Source organism: Aggregatibacter valvarum, from assembly GCF_980468985.1.
This window is the reverse complement of the sequence record NZ_OZ413141.1, coordinates 449860-469121: the sequence shown is the minus strand read 5'-3', so window position 1 is coordinate 469121 and position 19262 is coordinate 449860. Positions and strand designations below refer to the sequence as shown.

Sequence of the window (19262 nt, the reverse complement as noted above, 5' to 3'; positions counted from 1 at the left end):
ATAAAATCACTTATTCCACGCCAAATCGTTCACGCACGAAAGCTTGAAAGTCAGTGCAGCCTCCAATTGGTTTTTCATCCACTAAAATTTGCGGGACGGTTTGCACCGGCTTACCGATAATTTTGGCAATATCCTCTTTGCTCATGCCTTGTTCAATAATATCAATATAACGATAATCAAAATCCGCGAATGAGTTTTTTAGCTTTTCGGCTAACGCTTTGGCGCGCACGCAGTACGGGCAGCTTAGGCGACCATAAATAGTTACAAACATGATGTTTCCTTTTGTCTTGTCAATAAATGCATCAATTTTATAGCGGATATACAAAAGAATAAAGAGTTCGCCAAGTGTTTGAGGTAGAATGCCGTTAATTTTAGCAATAGGTAAATGAATCTAATTTGCTATATGATTGAGGCTTTTATTCTCATCGGAGAAAAAGCCGGTGAGAATTAAATACGGTAAAAAAACACTCCCTATGAAACTATTAATGTTGTGCCGTGAGCCACGTTTGTATAGCTGTCGGCGTTTAAAACAGGCGGCGGAAGCAAACGGCCATCACATGGATATTCTCGATCCGAATCGTTGTTTAATAAAACTCCAACAAAATCCACCGCACTTTGCGCTTTATTATCAGCCGGATGTGGAAAGCGCGCCTTATCTGTTACCCCAATATGACGCGGTGTTACCCCGCTTTGGCACCGCCAGTATGCAAATGGGCTGTGCCGTATTGCATTATTTTCAGGCATTAAATGTGCCTTGTTTGAATCATGCCGATGCTTTTGTGAAAGCGCGTGATAAATGGTTGAGCTTGCAGTTATTACTGGTGAATGGCATTGCCGTGCCAACCTCGTTGCTTGGTGGGCTGGAAACCAAGGCGAATGATGCCGTACGGCATATTGGCACCCCGATTATTTTGAAAACCTTGAGTGGTTCGCAAGGGATTGGCGTGGTGTTAGCGGAGCAGCCACAAAGTGCGGTCAGTATGTTAGAAACATTAAAGCAGGCGAACGTGCCGACGTTAGCCCAGGAATTTATTGCAGAAGCGCAAGGCGCCGATTTACGCTGTTTTGTGGTAGGAGAACGCATTGTCGCGGCGATGCAACGCATTGGGCAAGGTGGCGAATTTCGCGCAAATTGCCATCGTGGTGCCAGCGCAGAAAAAGTCATCTTAACCGAACAGGAAAAACACATTGCCTTAAACGCAACGAAAGTGCTAGGCTTAGATGTGGCTGGCGTGGATTTAATCCGTTCCGCCAACGGTCCGTTGGTGTTGGAAGTCAATGCCAGCCCGGGGCTTGAGATGATCGAGAAAACCAGTGGCATTGATATTGCCTTGCAAATGATCTTACATTTAGAACAAAAGCATCGTCATCAGGTTGGAGTAATGAAATGATTATTTATTTACACGGTTTTGATTCCAGTAGTCCGGGCAATCACGAAAAAGTGTTGCAACTAAAATTCATCGATGATGACGTTCGCTTTATTAACTACAGCACATTGCATCCGCGCCATGATATGCAATTTCTTTTAAACGAAGTGCATAAATTGGTCTCCGAATCGAAAGACAGAAATCCCTTAATTTGTGGTGTCGGGCTTGGCGGGTATTGGGCGGAACGCATTGGTTTTTTGTGTGGCATTAAGCAGGCGATTTTCAACCCGAATTTATTTCCGCAGGAAAATATGGGAGTCAAGATCGATCGCCCGGAAGAATATGAAGACATTGCCACCAAGTGCGTGGAAGATTTCCGTTTGAAAAATAAAGGTCGCTGTTTGGTGTTCTTGTCGGTGGAAGACGGTGTTTTAGATTCCCAACGTAGCGCAGAGGTATTATCGCCTTATTATGAGGTGATTTGGGATGCTGTAGAAACGCACAAATTCAAGCAGATTTCGCATCATTTACAAAAAATAAATGCGTTTAAAGAAAGTTGATTTATGAATCACAACAAAAGGGAGCGATTAAGCTCCCTTTTCGTTATGATGTTTATCATGATGGATGTACATTGCCTTGTTAAGCGTCAAGGTAGGTTAACTTAATCCTAGACGACGGCGGAGGCTTCTAAGGAGTAAAAATAACCACGGCCATAAAAGACCGCTAATCATGGCACCAAAAATCTCTCGCCAATCGAAGGTGGCGCGATGAACTAAAAATTCAATTAAGAAGATGCTAAAACGGATCGCAAAGACAAAGAAAATCACCAGCAAGCTTTGCATCCAAAGTGAAAGATTACGAAAGACAAGGTGATTTTTGGTAATTAAGTAGGCAAAGATAGACAACACTAGTGCGTGCGCGCCCAAGATCGTGCCTAATACCACATCCCACAGAATACCAATCATAAATGCCCAACCAATACTTACACGGTTGGGAATCGACAATCCCCAATACATGAAAATCAACACGACCCACGCCGGTTTAACACTTTGAAAACCATTAGGCCACGGCATTATTTCCATCACCAAGGCAAGTAGAAATATTGCGGTTAACGCAATGTATTTAAAAATAACACGACTTTGCATTAATCCTCCTCCCTTGGCGGTTTATCCTCTACTGGCACGGCTTCTACAGGATTTTCATGGGGTGCCTCTGTCGGCAAATCCGATGTCGCTTCTGAAGGTGTCTGTTCTGCCGGTGGAACATCAGGAACAAGGGCTTTTTTCACTTTTTGTGCTTCATTGCCTTGTGTCGCTAATCGTTGCTCAACCGCTTTACGCACATCTGCCGGTGTAATAGGATTGGCTTTTCGCGTATCTTCATTTGTCGGCCACAGCAATAAGACGTAGCGTAATTTATCAATAAAGGCTAAGGGTTTTGCTGTAACGGTGGCAAAATAATTTTGCCCATCACGCGATACCGATTCGACAATCGCAACCGGATAGCCCTCTAAAAAACGCCCTCCCAGCCCGGAGGTCACCAGTAAATCGCCTTTTTCAATATCCACTGATCGTGGAACGTTATCTAAAACCAATTCGTCATTATGCCCGGTGCCACTGGCAATCATGCGCACGTCATTGCGCAACACTTGAACTGGAATAGAATGGGCGATATCCGTAATTAATAACACTCGGCTGGTATGCTCGCCCACCGCAATAATTTGCCCGACCACGCCTTTTTCATCAATCACCGGCTGACCAATATAAGCGCCATCTTTTTCACCTTGATTAATCACCACTTGTTGGCGATAAATATCGGTTTCCGCCGTCAGAACTTCAGCAATTTTCTTATATTCATCAATCCGTAGTGGCGAATTTAGGAGCAGTCGCAAACGTTGGTTTTCGACTTTTAATTGATCCAGCAATAAAAGATCCGCGTTTTTTTCTCGTAATTGATCTTTTAATGCTTTATTTTCGATTTGCAATTTATTGGTATCGACCAAATTATCGGAAACCCCATCCAACACCGTGCGTGGCGTATTGGCTAAATAATACAATCCGCCAACAGCCGTTTCTAACAATGAACGGGCTTGAATCATCGTTGTCGTTTGTCTGTCTGAGGCAATTAACCCTAATGAGGCAATGACAGCGAGAAAAAGCTTGAGTCCTAAAGGCGGGGTTTTTCCAAAAATAGGCTTCATGATAAGAGCATTCCTCAAAACAAAAGTGCGGTCAATATCAACGGCAATGCCGGTCAGTTAAGCAACAGGCCGGCATTAAGAGATAATTATGTTTTATCGTATGAAACGATTTACCCGGTGATTAACATTGTCTGGGTAAAAACATCAAAATGATTCACCGCACTTTTTAAACATGATTAGATTTCTTCACTAAAAATGTCGCCGCCGTGCATATCAATCATATCCAATGCCTCACCACCACCGCGTGCAACACATGTAAGTGGCTCATCAGCAACAATGGTCGGCACACCGGATTCTTTGGAAAGTAACACATCAATGTTACGTAATAACGCACCACCACCGGTTAAGACCATGCCACGTTCAAAAATGTCCGCAGCGTGTTCCGGTTGACATTCTTCCAAGGCAGTTCGTACTGCCGCCACAATGCCACTTAACGGTTGTTGAATAGCTTCTAAAACGTCTTTTGACGTTAACGTAAAGGAGCGTGGCGCACCTTCCGCAATGTTGGAGCCGTGCACTTCCATTTCTTTAATTTCGTCGCCGTCTTGAATGTAGGCAGTACCGATTTCCTGTTTAATGCGTTCTGCGGTCGGCTCCCCGATAATCGAACCAAAATTTTTGCGCACATAGGTCACAATCGCTTCATCAAAGCGGTCACCACCAATACGCACGGAAGAAGAATACACGATACCGTTCAAGGAAATCACCGCAACTTCGGTCGTACCGCCGCCGATATCAATCACCATGGAACCGATAGCGGTGGAAACCGGCAATTTTGCCCCGATAGCCGCAGCCATCGGTTCTTCGATTAAATAGACCTCGCGTGCACCGGCACCAATAGCGGATTCTCTGATGGCACGACGTTCTACTTGCGTTGCGCCTGCCGGCACGCAAATTAACACACGCGGGCTTGGACGCATGAAATTGCCGCTATGCACCTGTTTAATGAAATATTGCAACATTTTTTCGGTCACGAAGAAATCGGCAATGACACCGTCTTTCATCGGACGAATCGCTTCAATGCTTTTTGGGGTACGGCCTAACATTTGTTTAGCCTCACGACCCACTGCCGCAATACTTTTCAGCGAGCCACTGCGATCTCGGCGAATCGCCACCACAGAAGGTTCATCCAACACGATGCCTTGCCCTTTGACGTAAATCAACGTATTTGCTGTACCGAGGTCAATAGAAAGATCGTTAGAAAATAAACCGCGAATTTTTTTAAATAACATATGTGTTCCACTAATTTGTATTAATCATGGCTCTTTTGAGCGTTAAAAAAATTGGGCTAAATTTACCAAAAAATGAGCGTTGATAACAGAAAATTTTAGCCTAATCACACAAAAATCTTCGCATTGAAAGAATACGCTTGCGGTGTTGTTCATATCTTCATCATCTTCTTGATTTGATCAAAACACCGTGTAAACTTACCGCACTTTTGTCTATGGGAATACGTTATGGATTATACTCAAGAGATCATTACCTCTTCACTTTGGATCGCCCGCACACTGGCGCTCACGGTTATTTTCTTCAGTCTCGGCATTTTTCTATTAGTTCGCCTGACCCATTGGGGCAAACAATTTTGGATGTTTGCCGGCGGTTATCTTTCGCCAAAACGCAGCATTAAACCATTATTATTCTTCGTCTTGATCGTGACCCTCACCCTCTTTAGTGTACGTCTGAGCTTGGTGCATTCCACGTGGTATAACAATATGTACACCGCATTGCAGGAATTTAACCAAACCGTCTTTTGGGAGCAGATGATTTTGTTCTGTTTTATTGCCGGCTTTTCTGTGGCAGCCGCACTTATCAGCTATTATTTAAACCAGCGCTTTTCCATTAACTGGATTGAATGGCTAAATACAGAACTCTTAGAAAAATGGATGGATAAGCGGGCTTATTATAAAAGCCAATACATCGGCAACAATCTCGATAACCCGGATCAACGGATTCAACAAGACATACAATCTTATGTAAAAACCACACTTTCCCTCAGCACTGGTGTGATTGATGCCGTGACCTCCATGATTTCTTACACGATTTTATTGTGGGGCTTAGCCGGACCAATGACCTTGCTAGGTATAGAAATTCCGCGCGCTATGGTCTATTTAGTATTCGCTTATGTGATTTTCACCACGCTGATTGCTTTCTGGCTTGGTAAACCGTTAATTCGCCTTAACTTCGCGAACGAAAAATTAAACGCGAATTACCGTTATTCCTTAATCCGTGTTAAAGAATATGCGGAAAGCATTGCATTCTACGCCGGTGAAAAAGTGGAAAAAAGTCGGTTATACAAACAATTCCGCGCCGTTATCGATAACATGTGGGATATCGTCTTCCGAGCCCTAAAATTCTCCGGATTCAACTTGGTGGTCAGTCAAATTTCCGTGGTATTCCCTCTACTCATTCAAGTGGGCCGCTATTTTGAAAAACAAATTAAATTGGGCGATCTGATGCAAACCTTGCAAGTCTTTGGCAAGTTGCATTCCAATCTTTCTTTCTTCCGTAACACCTACGATAGTTTTGCCGAATACAAAGCCACGTTAGACCGTTTAACCGGCTTTCACTACAGCGTCGAAGCCGCGCAAAAACAAAGTAAAACCGATATTACTGATCACCCTACGGATGTGATTTTCCAACACCTTAGCGTGAAATCGCCTATGGGCAAAATCTTAATTAAAGATTTAAATCTCACCTTAACACAAGGGAATTCATTATTAATTCAAGGTCAATCCGGTGTCGGGAAAACTACCTTATTACGCACCATTGCCGGTTTATGGTCTTATGCAGAAGGCAAAATATTCTGCCCGCAACACAATACCCTGTTCTTGTCGCAACGCCCTTATTTGCCACAAGGCAATTTGCTCACCGCGCTCTATTATCCGGATACCACTGAAAACGTGGATTTGGCTAAGATCACGCGGGTATTGGAACAGGTTCAATTAGCCCATTTACAGGATCGTTTAGAACAGGAACAAGACTGGAGCCGCATTCTCTCTCTTGGTGAACAACAACGCTTGGCATTTGCCCGTTTGTTATTACACAAACCGAAAGTTGCTTTCCTTGATGAAGCCAGCGCCAGCTTAGACGAAGGCATGGAACACGCCATGTATCGCTTAATTCGTGAAGAATTGCCAAATACCACCATTATCAGTGTGGGACATCGTTCTACCCTCGTGCCATTACATCAGCAGCAATTAGAATTGCACACGGATGGAAGTTGGGCATTTAATCCCCATTAGTGGCTACAAGGTTCGCCTCTAAAGTGCGGTGATTTTTCGATGTCTTTAAAAACATTGAAAAAACACACCGCACTTTTTTTAGATTTAAACTAAAAAAAGTCGATTTTTTCAGTAAATAAACTTCTATCAGAATAAAAACTGGCTTCAAACAGCAAAATTAGAATATTTTTCTAAGTTATATGCTTAATACAAAGTTTATCTCTAACTAAATTTCATAAAATCGGCAAAAACAGAGAGAATATGCTGATTTATCATTTGACAGACTAGCTTAAATCCGTAATATGTGACGCACGTTTACAGATTTTTATACACTAGGATTTTTCATGTTTCACACTGTTTCTTTCTCCCTCAACCTGCTGCTCTCACATGCTTTGTGCGGCTAAGTTGTGGATGAAAAACAGTCAAATGTAAAACCCTCAAAATTTAAACCCGCACTCTACTTTGCGGGTTTTTTCGTTTTAAAAAATGCCGTAAAAAATGACCGCACTTTGAGTGATTGAAAGAAGGAAAATGTTATGACAGATCGCGTTATTATTTTTGATACCACCTTGCGTGATGGGGAACAAGCGTTAAAAGCAAGCTTAACCGTTAAAGAGAAATTACAGATTGCTTTGGCGCTTGAACGTTTAGGTGTGGATGTGATGGAGGTCGGTTTCCCGGTTTCTTCGCAAGGGGATTTTGAATCCGTACAAACTATCGCACGCCATATCAAAAATAGTCGTGTCGCAGCACTTTCCCGTGCGGTAGAAAAAGACATTGACGCGGCGTATGAAGCCTTAAAAGTGGCGGAAGCTTTCCGTATTCACACCTTCATTGCCAGCTCCGCATTACACGTTGAAGCCAAATTAAAACGCACCTTTGACGATGTGGTTGAAATGGCGGTGGCGGCAGTGAAACGCGCGCGTAACTACACTGACGATGTGGAATTTTCTTGCGAAGATGCCGGCCGTACAGGTATTGATAATATCTGTCGTATTGTTGAAGCCGCAATTAATGCGGGTGCAACCACTGTAAACATTCCAGATACCGTTGGTTTCTGCTTACCAAATGAATACGGCAATATCATTGCTCAAGTGCGTAACCGCGTACCAAACATCGATAAAGCCGTGATTTCCGTGCACTGCCACAACGATTTAGGTATGGCGACCGCCAACTCTTTAACCGCCGTACAAAACGGTGCACGCCAAATTGAATGTACTATCAACGGCATCGGCGAGCGCGCAGGCAACACCGCATTGGAAGAAGTGGTGATGGCGATGAAAGTTCGTCAAGAATTTATGGGTGTGGATACACGCATCAACACGCAAGAAATTCATCGTGTCAGCCAAATGGTCAGCCAGCTTTGCAATATGCCTATTCAACCGAACAAAGCCATTGTCGGCTCAAACGCCTTTGCGCATTCGTCCGGTATTCACCAAGACGGTATGTTGAAAAACAAAAACACCTACGAAATCATGTCTCCGGAAACTATCGGTTTGAAGAAAGAGAAATTGAACTTAACCGCGCGTTCCGGCCGTGCCGCGGTGAAAGGCCACATGACCGACATGGGCTACACTGAGCAAGATTACGACTTGGATAAATTGTATGAATCTTTCTTGAAATTGGCGGACAAAAAAGGCCAAGTGTTCGATTATGACTTGGAAGCCTTGGCGTTCATTGATATGCAACAAGGCGATGAAGATCGTTTGGTGTTAGATAAACTTTCTGCGCATTCCACCAAAGAATATCCGGCGACTGCCTTTGTTCAATTACAGTTAGACGGTGAGAAATTAAGCACTTCGTCAATCGGCGGTAACGGCCCGGTCGATGCGGTTTATAACGCCATCTTAAATTTAACCGGTTTAGAGATCAAAATGTCTCACTATAACTTAACCGCCAAAGGCGAAGGTGCTGAAGCGTTAGGTCAGGTGGATATCGTAGTTGAACACGAAGGCCGTAAATTCCATGGTGTGGGTTTAGCGACAGATATCGTTGAATCTTCTGCGTTGGCGTTAGTGCATGCGATTAATGCAATTTATCGCGCGCATAAGGTGGCGGATATTAAGAATCACAAAAATCATTAATCCCTTCGTAGGGACAGGCTTTATGCCTGTCCAATATTAACGAGTAATCGGACAGGCATAAAGCCTGTCCCTACAACTAAATAACAAATAAAGGATAATTCAATATGCAATCATACAACATCGCAGTTCTACCGGGTGACGGTATCGGCCCGGAAGTCATGGCGGAAGCCATTAAAGTATTAAACAAAGTCCAAGAAAAATTCGGTTTTAAACTTAACTTCAAAGAGTTTTATGTCGGCGGTGCCGCAATTGATAACTGCGGTTGCCCATTACCAGCCGAAACCTTAAAAGGCTGTGAAGAGGCCGATGCGATTTTATTCGGTTCCGTAGGCGGTCCAAAATGGACAAATTTACCGCCGGATCAACAACCGGAACGTGGTGCATTATTACCATTGCGTAAACATTTCAAATTATTCTGCAATCTTCGTCCTGCAACCCTTTATAAAGGCTTGGAAAAATTCTGTCCATTACGTGCAGACATCGCAGCGAAAGGGTTTGATATGGTGGTGATTCGTGAATTAACAGGCGGGATTTATTTTGGTCAACCAAAAGGTCGTGAAGGCGAAGGCGCACAAACCAAAGCATTCGATACGGAAGTTTATTACAAATATGAAATCGAACGCATTGCACGTGCAGCTTTTGATGCGGCAATGAAACGTCGTAAACATGTGACTTCTGTGGATAAAGCCAACGTATTACAAGCGTCAATTTTATGGCGTGAAACCGTGACCGAAGTGGCGAAAGAGTACCCTGAAGTCACCTTAGATCACATTTATATCGACAACGCGACCATGCAACTCATCAAAGCACCTGAGTCTTTCGATGTGCTCCTCTGCTCTAACATTTTCGGTGATATTATTTCTGATGAAGCGGCGATGATCACAGGTTCTATGGGGATGTTGCCATCTGCTAGCTTAAATGAAGAAGGTTTCGGCTTATATGAACCGGCTGGCGGTTCTGCACCGGATATCGCAGGCAAAGGCATTGCCAACCCAATCGCACAAATTCTTTCTGCCGCGATGATGTTGCGTTACAGCTTTAACTTAAACGAAGCAGCAGATGCCATTGAAAATGCGGTACAAAAAGTCTTAGCCAATGGTCACCGTACCGGTGATTTAGCCGATGACTCTGCCCCTGTTTTAACGGCGGAAATGGGTACATTGATTGCTGAAGCAATCTAATCGTAGGGTGGGCATTTTTGCCCACCATCAACAAATTTAATAAAGGCGAGTAAGCGTCCCTAGAAAAAAGGAGATTATATGTTTATTGTTTCATTAACCTATATTCAACCTTTAGAGAAAATTGAAGAATTTCTAGCTGAACACAGAACATTTTTAGATAAGTTTTATCAACAAGGTAAGTTTCTAATGTCTGGGCGTAAAGAACCTAGAACTGGTGGGATCATTATTATGAATGCAAAAGATCTTGATGAAGTAAATCAAATTATTGAACAAGATCCATTTCACCAACACCAAATAGCAGATTATCAAGTGATAGAGTTCTATCCATCTAAAGTTGCGAATGGATTAGAAAAATACCAACAGACAATTTAAAACTTACTACTCTAACAAAGCCCCTAACGAATTGAGAAAAATTATGGCAAAAACTCTTTACGAAAAATTATTCGATGCCCACGTGGTATACGAAGCTGAAGGCGAAACGCCGATTTTGTATATTAACCGTCATTTAATCCATGAAGTAACCAGTCCACAAGCTTTTGATGGGCTACGTGTGGCAGACCGTCAAGTGCGTCAAGTAAGTAAAACTTTCGGCACCATGGATCACAGTATTTCTACCCAAGTACGCGATATTAATAAGCTTGAAGGTCAAGCGAAAATTCAGGTGTTAGAGCTTGATAAAAATACCAAAGCAACGGGGATCAAATTGTTCGATATGACCACAAGAGAACAAGGTATCGTGCATGTCATGGGGCCTGAACAAGGCTTAACTTTGCCGGGCATGACAATCGTTTGTGGTGACTCCCATACCGCCACCCACGGTGCATTCGGTGCTTTGGCATTTGGTATCGGCACCTCAGAAGTAGAACACGTATTAGCCACCCAAACCTTAAAGCAAGCCCGTGCAAAAAGCATGAAAATTGAAGTGCGTGGCAAAGTGGCACCGGGCATTACCGCAAAAGATATTATTCTTGCCATTATCGGTAAAACAACCATGGCGGGCGGCACAGGCCATGTGGTGGAATTTTGTGGCGAGGCTATTCGTGACCTTTCTATGGAAGGCAGAATGACAGTATGCAACATGGCAATTGAAATGGGTGCCAAAGCCGGTTTAATCGCACCGGATGAAATCACTTTCGACTATTTAAAAAGCCGCCCACATGCACCGAAAGGTAAAGATTGGGATGATGCAGTCGCTTATTGGAAAACCTTAAAATCTGACGACGATGCGAAATTTGATGCGGTGCTAACCTTAGATGCCAAAGATATCGCACCACAAGTCACTTGGGGCACAAACCCGGGACAAGTGATCGGTATCGATCAATTAGTGCCGAATCCAATGGAAATGACTGATCCGGTAACGCGTGCTTCTGCTGAAAAAGCCTTGAATTATATTGGCTTAGAAGCTAACACCAATTTAAAAGATATTCCGGTGGATCAAGTATTTATTGGCTCTTGCACGAATGCCCGTATCGAAGATTTACGCGCCGCTGCGGCGGTGATGAAAGGCCGCAAAAAAGCCGATAATGTAAAACGTATTTTAGTGGTGCCGGGTTCCGGTTTAGTCAAAGAACAAGCGGAAAAAGAAGGCTTGGATAAAATCTTTACCGAAGCGGGCGCAGAATGGCGCAATCCGGGTTGTTCCATGTGTTTAGGGATGAACGATGACCGTTTAGGTGAATGGGAACGTTGTGCTTCCACTTCAAACCGTAACTTTGAAGGTCGCCAAGGCCGTAACGGTCGCACTCACTTGGTGAGTCCAGCCATGGCTGCCGCAGCGGGAATGTTCGGTAAATTCGTTGATATTCGTGACGTGACATTAAATTAAGGAGCAGAAAATGGCAGGATTCAAACAACTTTCAGGCTTAGTAGTGCCATTGGATGCCGCGAATGTGGACACAGATGCGATTATTCCAAAACAATTTTTACAAGCCATTACCCGCGTAGGTTTCGGCAAACACTTATTCCACGAATGGCGTTATTTGGATGTAGAAGGCACCAAGCCGAATCCGGAATTTGTGCTGAATTACCCACAATATCAAGGCGCAACGATTTTATTAGCACGTAAAAACCTCGGCTGTGGTTCTTCGCGTGAACACGCCCCTTGGGCGCTTGCCGATTACGGTTTCAAAGTGATGATCGCACCCAGTTTTGCGGATATTTTCTATAACAACAGCTTGAACAACCACATGTTACCGATTCGTTTAAGCGAAGAGGAAGTAGAAGAAATCTTCCAATGGGTTTGGGCAAATGAGGGTAAACAAATCCATGTGGATTTGGAAGCGATGACCGTTACTGTGGGCGACAAAGTTTATACCTTTGAACTGGATGAATTCCGCCGTCATTGTTTGTTAAACGGCTTGGATAATATCGGTTTAACCCTTCAACACGAAGACAAAATCGCAGAATACGAAAGCAAAATTCCGGCATTCTTGCGCTAACTTTTTATCACTCGGAAAGCAGATATTTTCTGCGCTAAAAGGCGGACCACTTGTCCGCCTTCTTTTCTCAAAAACACGTCAAAAATCGACCGCACTTTATGTGTTTTTTCTCGCCTTAACAAACAACAACACCGGGCGATGTTGTAAATCTTTAAATTCATCCTGCCATTGCGGTTGGTCTGCAAGCATGGGTTCCGCTATTTGCTCAATGTGAAAACCGGCGGAAATCAAATTGTTAATGATGGTTGCCGTGGTGCGGTGATAGGTAGTGAAAGGTTGCTTAAACCAATTGCGTTGGCGTTCGCCTTCATCCCGATAGAAATTCAGACGATAGGCGAGTTGGCGTTTTTGCGCGTCTTTTTCCCAACGTTCGCCACCTTGGTAACAAGTCACAATAGGATGTTCTTGAGAGAAAACCAATTGTCCGTTTGGTTTCAGTTTGGCATGAATTTTTGCTAACAAAGCAGAAAAATCCTGCACATAATGAAAAGCAAAGGAACTGGTGATTAAATCAAAATCGCCCTCATTTAACTGATCTAAACGTTCCATGGGGACTTGCTCCAGTAAAAAGTGCGGTCGAAATTCTGCAAGATTTTTTGCTGCCTGTTGCAACATAGTTTGAGATAAATCGATGCCGACAACAAATGCGGCGCCCCGTTCTAAATAGAGCTTGAGGTGTTCTCCGCAACCACAGCCTAAATCTAAAATACGCTTGCCTGACACGCCGCCGACTAAGCCCAACATGGTGGGCTTTTCAACGATTTCATTTAAACTGTTCGGGTTACTGCGCAGTTTCTGGTACAGGTCGAAAAAACCGTCCTTGTCATACACGCTTTGCTTATCTTGCATATTATCCTTTGAAGTCGGCAATCCAACCGAACTGTAATGCCACTTGTGCGAAGATATTCAATAATCCGAACAAAATCACGAAATACACCATGAAGTTGCCTCCGTGTACACGATAGGTGGCATTCGGGAATTTTTTGCGGCTGGCTTTTGCCAACAACGCCGGCACGATGGCAGCCCAAATCGTCGCAGCTAGCCCCGCGTAACCAATGGCGATAACGAAGCCGAACGGGAATTGCAAACTCAGCAATAACGGCGGCAGGAAAGTGACTAATGTCGTTTTCGTGCGTCCTAAGCGACTGTCGTCAAATTTACACAAGTCAGCGATGTAATCGAATAAGCCTAAGGTGACACCAAGGAAAGAACTGGCGATGGCCATGTAGGCAAAGAAATTCAAAATAATACCAATGTAATCCGTTTGGATGTATTTATTCAGGGCTTCTAATAAGGCCGCCACATCACCGCCTTTGGCAATCACCGGTGCAAATTCAGAACGCGGTAAGTTACCTTGAACGGCAAGCTGCCACAAAATATAAATAATCAACGCCAAACCGGTACCTAGGAAAATAGATTTCATCACGCGGTTGCCGTCACGATCATAGTATTTCACCAAACTCGGGACGTTGCCGTGGAAACCGAACGACACCAAACACACCGGAAGTGCGGTCAAAATATAAGGTAAATATTGTTGTTCGCCCTGTGCCACCGTGTTAAGCAACACATCGGCTTTCACCGAACTCAACAAGCCGGAGGTGGAAAGGAAGAAAGAAATTATCATCCCGGCGATTAACACCGTACTAAAACGGTCAACCGCTTTGGTGGAAAACCATACAAACGCTGCCAATACAAAACAGAAAATCAAGGAACCTGCAGTGCGTCCCACTTCCACGTTTTCACCTAACTGATTCAGGAAACTTTCCGTAATGCTGCCGCCGGAAGTGATGTAAGCATAAGTAAGAATGTAAAGTACAAAGGCGACGGACAAGCCATTAATCACATTCCAGCCTTTGCCTAATAAATCGGTCACAATGGTATCGAAACTGGCGCCGGTCGGATAATGTAAATTGGCTTCTAAAATCATTAAGCCCGACGTGGTCATACAAAACCAAGTGTAAATCAGAATCGCAATTGAACCGAAAAACCAAACACCGGCAGTGGATGTTGGGTTGGCAAGCATACCGGCACCAATTGCCGTACCTGCGATAATCATCGCGCCACCAAGTAAGGAAGGGCGTTTTTGTGTTGTCATTATAAAATCCTCTCTCAAAAATTTTGGACTATTATAATAGTACAATAACAAAAGACAACCGAATTTTATCATGTCATTTTCCCTCAACTCGACAAATGAAGTCGATTACCGCTATAATTGCGACGTTTATTTAACTCACAAGAAGGAATAACAAATGGGCTTAGAAAGCGTACCGGCAGGTAAAGAATTACCAGATGACATCTATGTTGTTATTGAAATCCCTGCAAACTCTGATCCAATCAAATATGAAGTAGACAAAGAAACCGGCACATTATTTGTAGACCGTTTCATGGCAACCGCGATGTTCTATCCGGCAAACTACGGTTATGTGAACAACACCTTATCTTCTGACGGCGACCCGGTTGACGTATTAGTGCCAACACCGTATCCGTTACAACCCGGCTCTGTGATTCGTTGCCGTCCGGTAGGCGTGTTGAAAATGACCGATGAAGCCGGTGGCGATGCGAAAGTGGTTGCGGTACCGCACACGAAATTAAGCAAAGAATACGACCACATCAAAGACGTGGGCGATTTACCGGAATTATTAAAAGCACAAATCAAACACTTCTTCGAAAGCTACAAAGCGTTAGAAGCCGGTAAGTGGGTAAAAGTTGAAGGATGGGAAGGCGTTGACGCAGCGCGTAAAGAAATCCTTGATTCATTTGAACGTGCAAAAAAATAATAAAATTCTAAACAGACCGCGCTTTTAAGGTGCGGTCTTTTTTACACACAAATCTATGAGGGAAAATTTATGTTCAAATTTGCTAAAACATTAACACTCGTCTCTATCGTCGGTATTTTAACAGCTTGTGCAGATTCTGCCTCAATTAACCAACAAGCTGCGATGGGCTATCGTGATATGATTAACGAAGCCAAATCCCAAAATCAAATTGACAGCAACTCCAAAACAGCGAAACGCGTACACAAAATTTTCAACAAAATGGTGCCGTATGCAAATCGCGAAAACCAAACCGGACAAGCCTTTGACTGGCAAATCGAAGTGATTAAATCGAAAGAACTTAATGCTTGGGCGATGCCGGGCGGCAAAATGGCGTTTTATACCGGCTTAGTGGAAACTTTAAACCTCACAGATGATGAAATCGCAACTGTGATGGGGCATGAAATGGCGCACGCCTTAAAAGAACATGGTAAAAAGAAAACTAACCTTAGCCAATTTACCAATGTGATTGCCAACGTTGCCCAAACGGCATTAGCAACACAAATCGGTTCTGACAGTAGCTCCATCGTTGTAGGCTTAGCAAAAGACTGGGGCTTGGATAAACCTTATTCTCGCAGTGCAGAAACCGAAGCTGACGAAGTAGGGCTATTCTTAATGGCGAAATCCGGCTATAACCCGGAAGCAGCGCCGGGCTTATGGGATAAAATGCAAAAAGCCTCAACAGGCTCACAAGGCATTTTAGACAAATTAAGTTCAACACACCCAAGTGATAAAGATCGCCAAGCGAACTTATTACGCCTAATGCCGCAAGCCTTAGCGCTGTATAAACAAAATAAAGGGTAATCGACATAGTGTTGTTATGAAAGCTTATTTAGATTTGTGCCAACGCATTGTTAACGAAGGCGTTTGGGTCGAAAACGAACGTACCGGCAAACGTTGCTTAACGGTGATTAACGCCGGTTTGACTTACGATGTGGCAAACAACCAATTTCCGTTGATTACCACCCGTAAAAGTTATTGGAAAGCCGCGATTGCCGAATTTCTAGGCTATATTCGCGGTTATGACAATGCCGCCGACTTCCGCAAACTGGGTACCAAAACCTGGGATGCCAATGCCAACGAAAATCAGGCTTGGCTCAATAATCCGCACCGTAAAGGCACCGATGATATGGGGCGCGTGTATGGTGTGCAGGGCAGACGCTGGCGCAAACCAAATGGGGAACATCTCGATCAGTTACGCAAAATCGTCAATAACCTCAGCAAGGGCATTGATGATCGCGGCGAAATTTTGACGTTCTATAATCCGGGTGAATTTGATTTGGGTTGTTTGCGTCCTTGCATGCACACACATACGTTTTCCTTGCTGGGTGATACGTTATATCTCACCAGTTATCAACGCTCTTGCGATGTGCCGCTTGGTTTGAATTTCAACCAAATCCAAGTATTTACCTTCTTGGCGTTAATGGCACAAATTACCGGTAAAAAAGCAGGGCAGGCGTTTCATCACATTGTGAATGCGCACATTTATGAAGACCAGTTGGCACTCATGCGTGATGTGCAATTAAAACGTGAGCCCTTCCCGTCACCGCAGTTGGAAATTAATCCGGACATTAAATCTTTAGAAGACTTGGAAACCTGGGTCACCATGGATGATTTCAAAGTCACGGGTTATCAATGCCACGAGCCGATTAAATATCCGTTTTCCGTCTAACAAAGTGCGGTCGGTTTTAGAAACGTTTTTGAAATCCACCGCACTTTTTATCTGAATAGCCTCATGACTGAATCTCAACAGCAACTGGATGAACAATTTATGCGCCACGCCTTAATGTTGGCAGACAAAGCAGAAGCCTTGGGTGAAATTCCCGTGGGCGCTGTGTTAGTGAGCGAGGAGGGGGAAATTATTGGCGAGGGATGGAATTTATCGATCATTGATTCTGATCCTACGGCGCACGCCGAAATTGTTGCTCTACGCCAAGGCGGCCAGCGCTTACAAAATTACCGCTTGTTGAACACAACCTTATACGTCACCCTTGAGCCTTGCACCATGTGCGCCGGGGCGATTTTGCACAGCCGTATTAAGCGCTTGGTGTTTGGTGCGGCTGACTATAAAACCGGGGCAGTGGGTTCCCGTTTTCATTTCTTTGATGATTACAAAATGAACCATGCCATCGAAATCACCGCTGGCGTGTTGCAACAGGAATGCAGTGAAAAACTCAGTGCGTTTTTTCAAAAACGCCGTGCGCAACAAAAAGAAGCGAAATTAGCAACAGTATGTCATCGATAAAATCTTAGTGAAAATTCATCATCGTTTAAAACCAATAATAGTTGATCTTTAATTAAGTGACGCGTGGTGAAAATATCTTTGAAAGATCCATCGCCTTACATGAAAATAAGAAGATTAGCCTTGCTTTAATATAAATGCGTTAAAAACAATGAAGTAATAAGGTCAATTTTGTCGCAGAAAATTACGGCATTTTTCCTTTTATTTTGATAAACTGGGCAAGTTATCGCCTTCATTATTTTGTTGGCATGATTTCCGTCTTAGTCAATATCCATTTATATGCGTTCTAAAGGAAACATTATGAGTATTAATAACCTCAAATATAAATTCCAACATTTTTTATATCCGATTGCCGCACAGTGTGATCGTTTGGGCATTAAAGCCAGCTATATTACGGTATTCTCTAGCATCCTCTCTATTGTCATTGGCATCACGGTGCTTTTAGGCGGACAATCGCTCTTTTGGTTAATTCCAATTGGGCTATTTATTAACCTTGTCTTGCTGAATAATCTCGCCGATATTCTTATCTATGATTTTGAGCATACGTCTCGTTGCAGTCGATATTTAACCAAAATCATCTATGTTGTTGCCATGACAGCGGCATACATTCCTTTTATGTTTGTTGCGCCTTTTGATCCGCTACAAATCGGTGTGGTGATTTTGCTTTCAATCCTACTTGATTTGAATGTATTTCCTAAACAAAGTGCGGAAGGCGATGAGCCTTATGATGGGCCATTGGATAAAGTCGATCGCGCATTTTTGTTAGGTGAAGTTGCAATTTTATATGCACTCTTTTCGTCATTCAGCAGCGTGCTTTATTGGGCACCTTGGGTGTTAGTGGCCAGTTTAGTGCTTACGCTTATCATTAGAATCAAATTAAATCGCGGCCAAAAAACAATTCCTGAAGAGGTGCAAGAAGAAATTCATCAGGAACTTTTGGAAGAGTTAAAAGAAAAGATGAAATAGTGTATCCACAGAAAAGAGAGAAACACGAATAGTTCATGCCGTATTGTCGCCTTAAATGATGATACGGCATTATTTTTTATAACAAGGAGTAATTATGGACACGCAGTTAAAAATCGGTTTAGTCTCCGTTTCAGATAGAGCCTCTCAAGGCGTTTATGCCGACCAAGGCATTCCCGAATTAAAACATTGGTTGGAGCAGGCTTTAGTGGATCCTTTTAGCGTTGTTGAACGATTGATTCCGGATGAACAAGCTGAAATCGAACGAGTGTTATGTGAATTGGTGGATGAACAACATTGCCACCTTGTGTTAACCACTGGCGGAACCGGTCCGGCAAAACGGGATGTCACACCGGATGCGACATTAGCCATTGCCGATCGAGAAATGCCCGGCTTTGGTGAACAAATGCGCCAAGTCAGTTTGCATTTTGTTCCAACCGCCATTTTATCCCGTCAAGTGGGTGTGATTCGCAAAGATAGCCTTATTCTTAATTTACCAGGGCAACCGAAAGCCATCAAAGAAACCTTAGAAGGCGTTAAAGACAGCGAGGGTAAGGTCATTGTGCAAGGGATTTTTAGTGCGGTGCCTTATTGCCTGCAATTGATCAATGGCATCTACATCGACACCAACCCTGCGATTATCACCAGTTTTAGACCAAAATCAGCACGCCGTGAATAATACTACGGCGGCGATATTACGCTAAAATACAGGCTTCATTATTAAAAAAGCCATCTGAAAACGCACGAAAAAAC

At 43.5% G+C, this 19262-nt stretch carries 20 protein-coding genes; 14 read left to right on the top strand and 6 right to left on the bottom strand.

What is annotated here, in order from left to right; all coding sequences use genetic code 11:
* Positions 1 to 10 precede the first annotated feature (10 nt).
* Complete coding sequence (locus tag AC30SF_RS02170; RefSeq protein ID WP_295975287.1) at positions 11 to 271, bottom strand: GrxA family glutaredoxin; 261 nt, start codon at positions 269 to 271, stop codon at positions 11 to 13.
* A 202-nt stretch (positions 272 to 473) separates the two neighbouring features.
* Between AC30SF_RS02170 and AC30SF_RS02165 the strand changes: the two genes are divergently transcribed.
* Together AC30SF_RS02165 and ycfP are read left to right on the top strand one after the other, a co-directional pair.
* Complete coding sequence (locus tag AC30SF_RS02165; RefSeq protein WP_489607416.1) at positions 474 to 1391, top strand: ATP-grasp domain-containing protein; 918 nt, start codon at positions 474 to 476, stop codon at positions 1389 to 1391.
* Positions 1388 to 1927, top strand: coding sequence for an alpha/beta hydrolase YcfP (gene ycfP, locus AC30SF_RS02160; RefSeq protein ID WP_489607415.1), 540 nt, complete (start codon positions 1388 to 1390; stop codon positions 1925 to 1927). The genes AC30SF_RS02165 and ycfP overlap by 4 nt, the downstream gene beginning before the upstream one ends.
* Before the next feature lie 96 nt (positions 1928 to 2023).
* Here the strand turns inward: ycfP and mreD are convergent, their stop codons facing one another.
* The 3 genes from mreD to AC30SF_RS02145 all read right to left on the bottom strand — a co-directional run bounded on the left by mreD (position 2024) and on the right by AC30SF_RS02145 (position 4799).
* Positions 2024 to 2512 (bottom strand): rod shape-determining protein MreD, encoded by a 489-nt coding sequence (mreD, locus tag AC30SF_RS02155; RefSeq protein WP_021615731.1) that lies wholly within the window; start codon positions 2510 to 2512, stop codon positions 2024 to 2026.
* Positions 2512 to 3567, bottom strand: coding sequence for a rod shape-determining protein MreC (gene mreC, locus AC30SF_RS02150; RefSeq protein WP_489607414.1), 1056 nt, complete (start codon positions 3565 to 3567; stop codon positions 2512 to 2514). Before mreC ends, mreD begins: the two co-directional genes overlap by 1 nt.
* A 176-nt stretch (positions 3568 to 3743) precedes the next feature.
* Positions 3744 to 4799, bottom strand: coding sequence for a rod shape-determining protein (locus tag AC30SF_RS02145; RefSeq protein WP_021615733.1), 1056 nt, complete (start codon positions 4797 to 4799; stop codon positions 3744 to 3746).
* Positions 4800 to 5024: 225 nt separating this feature from the next.
* Here AC30SF_RS02145 and AC30SF_RS02140 point away from each other — a divergent pair, with 225 nt between their 5' ends.
* The 6 genes from AC30SF_RS02140 (at position 5025) to leuD (ending at position 12491) form a co-directional block, all read left to right on the top strand.
* Positions 5025 to 6809: an ABC transporter ATP-binding protein/permease gene (locus tag AC30SF_RS02140; protein WP_489607413.1), complete on the top strand. Its 1785-nt coding sequence runs from the start codon at positions 5025 to 5027 to the stop codon at positions 6807 to 6809.
* A gap of 515 nt (positions 6810 to 7324) precedes the next feature.
* Complete coding sequence (leuA, locus tag AC30SF_RS02135) at positions 7325 to 8872, top strand: 2-isopropylmalate synthase (RefSeq protein ID WP_489607412.1); 1548 nt, start codon at positions 7325 to 7327, stop codon at positions 8870 to 8872.
* A 104-nt stretch (positions 8873 to 8976) separates the two neighbouring features.
* Positions 8977 to 10053 carry a 3-isopropylmalate dehydrogenase gene (leuB, locus tag AC30SF_RS02130; RefSeq protein ID WP_489607411.1) on the top strand — a complete coding sequence of 359 codons (1077 nt, stop codon included), beginning with the start codon at positions 8977 to 8979 and terminating at the stop codon, positions 10051 to 10053.
* Positions 10054 to 10131: 78 nt separating this feature from the next.
* A complete protein-coding gene (locus tag AC30SF_RS02125) occupies positions 10132 to 10425 on the top strand; it encodes a YciI family protein (protein ID WP_049373133.1) in 294 nt (97 codons plus the stop codon).
* A 43-nt stretch (positions 10426 to 10468) separates the two neighbouring features.
* Positions 10469 to 11878 (top strand): 3-isopropylmalate dehydratase large subunit, encoded by a 1410-nt coding sequence (gene leuC, locus AC30SF_RS02120; RefSeq protein ID WP_489607410.1) that lies wholly within the window; start codon positions 10469 to 10471, stop codon positions 11876 to 11878.
* Positions 11879 to 11888: 10 nt separating this feature from the next.
* A complete protein-coding gene (gene leuD / locus AC30SF_RS02115) occupies positions 11889 to 12491 on the top strand; it encodes a 3-isopropylmalate dehydratase small subunit (RefSeq protein ID WP_021615740.1) in 603 nt (200 codons plus the stop codon).
* Between the two features lie 96 nt (positions 12492 to 12587).
* On the opposite strand, the gene AC30SF_RS02110 is transcribed toward leuD, so the two are convergent.
* Both AC30SF_RS02110 and mtr read right to left on the bottom strand, forming a co-directional pair.
* Entirely contained in the window at positions 12588 to 13340 is a 753-nt protein-coding gene (locus AC30SF_RS02110; RefSeq protein ID WP_489607409.1) for a class I SAM-dependent methyltransferase, read from the bottom strand.
* Position 13341: 1 nt separating this feature from the next.
* Positions 13342 to 14586: a tryptophan permease gene (mtr, locus tag AC30SF_RS02105; protein ID WP_489607408.1), complete on the bottom strand. Its 1245-nt coding sequence runs from the start codon at positions 14584 to 14586 to the stop codon at positions 13342 to 13344.
* Positions 14587 to 14740: 154 nt separating this feature from the next.
* Between mtr and ppa the strand changes: the two genes are divergently transcribed.
* From ppa to mog, 6 genes are all read left to right on the top strand, one after another.
* Positions 14741 to 15268, top strand: coding sequence for an inorganic diphosphatase (gene ppa / locus AC30SF_RS02100; RefSeq protein ID WP_006716839.1), 528 nt, complete (start codon positions 14741 to 14743; stop codon positions 15266 to 15268).
* 69 nt (positions 15269 to 15337) lie between these two features.
* Entirely contained in the window at positions 15338 to 16108 is a 771-nt protein-coding gene (locus tag AC30SF_RS02095) for a M48 family metallopeptidase (protein ID WP_295975324.1), read from the top strand.
* A gap of 16 nt (positions 16109 to 16124) precedes the next feature.
* The gene (locus AC30SF_RS02090; protein WP_489607407.1) at positions 16125 to 16976 is read left to right on the top strand and encodes a thymidylate synthase; all 852 of its coding nucleotides are present in this window, start codon (positions 16125 to 16127) and stop codon (positions 16974 to 16976) included.
* A gap of 63 nt (positions 16977 to 17039) precedes the next feature.
* The gene (tadA, locus tag AC30SF_RS02085; RefSeq protein ID WP_489607406.1) at positions 17040 to 17549 is read left to right on the top strand and encodes a tRNA adenosine(34) deaminase TadA; all 510 of its coding nucleotides are present in this window, start codon (positions 17040 to 17042) and stop codon (positions 17547 to 17549) included.
* 297 nt (positions 17550 to 17846) lie between these two features.
* Positions 17847 to 18512: a hypothetical protein gene (locus AC30SF_RS02080; RefSeq protein ID WP_489607405.1), complete on the top strand. Its 666-nt coding sequence runs from the start codon at positions 17847 to 17849 to the stop codon at positions 18510 to 18512.
* 94 nt (positions 18513 to 18606) lie between these two features.
* Positions 18607 to 19188 (top strand): molybdopterin adenylyltransferase, encoded by a 582-nt coding sequence (gene mog, locus AC30SF_RS02075; protein WP_489607404.1) that lies wholly within the window; start codon positions 18607 to 18609, stop codon positions 19186 to 19188.
* Positions 19189 to 19262 lie beyond the last annotated feature (74 nt).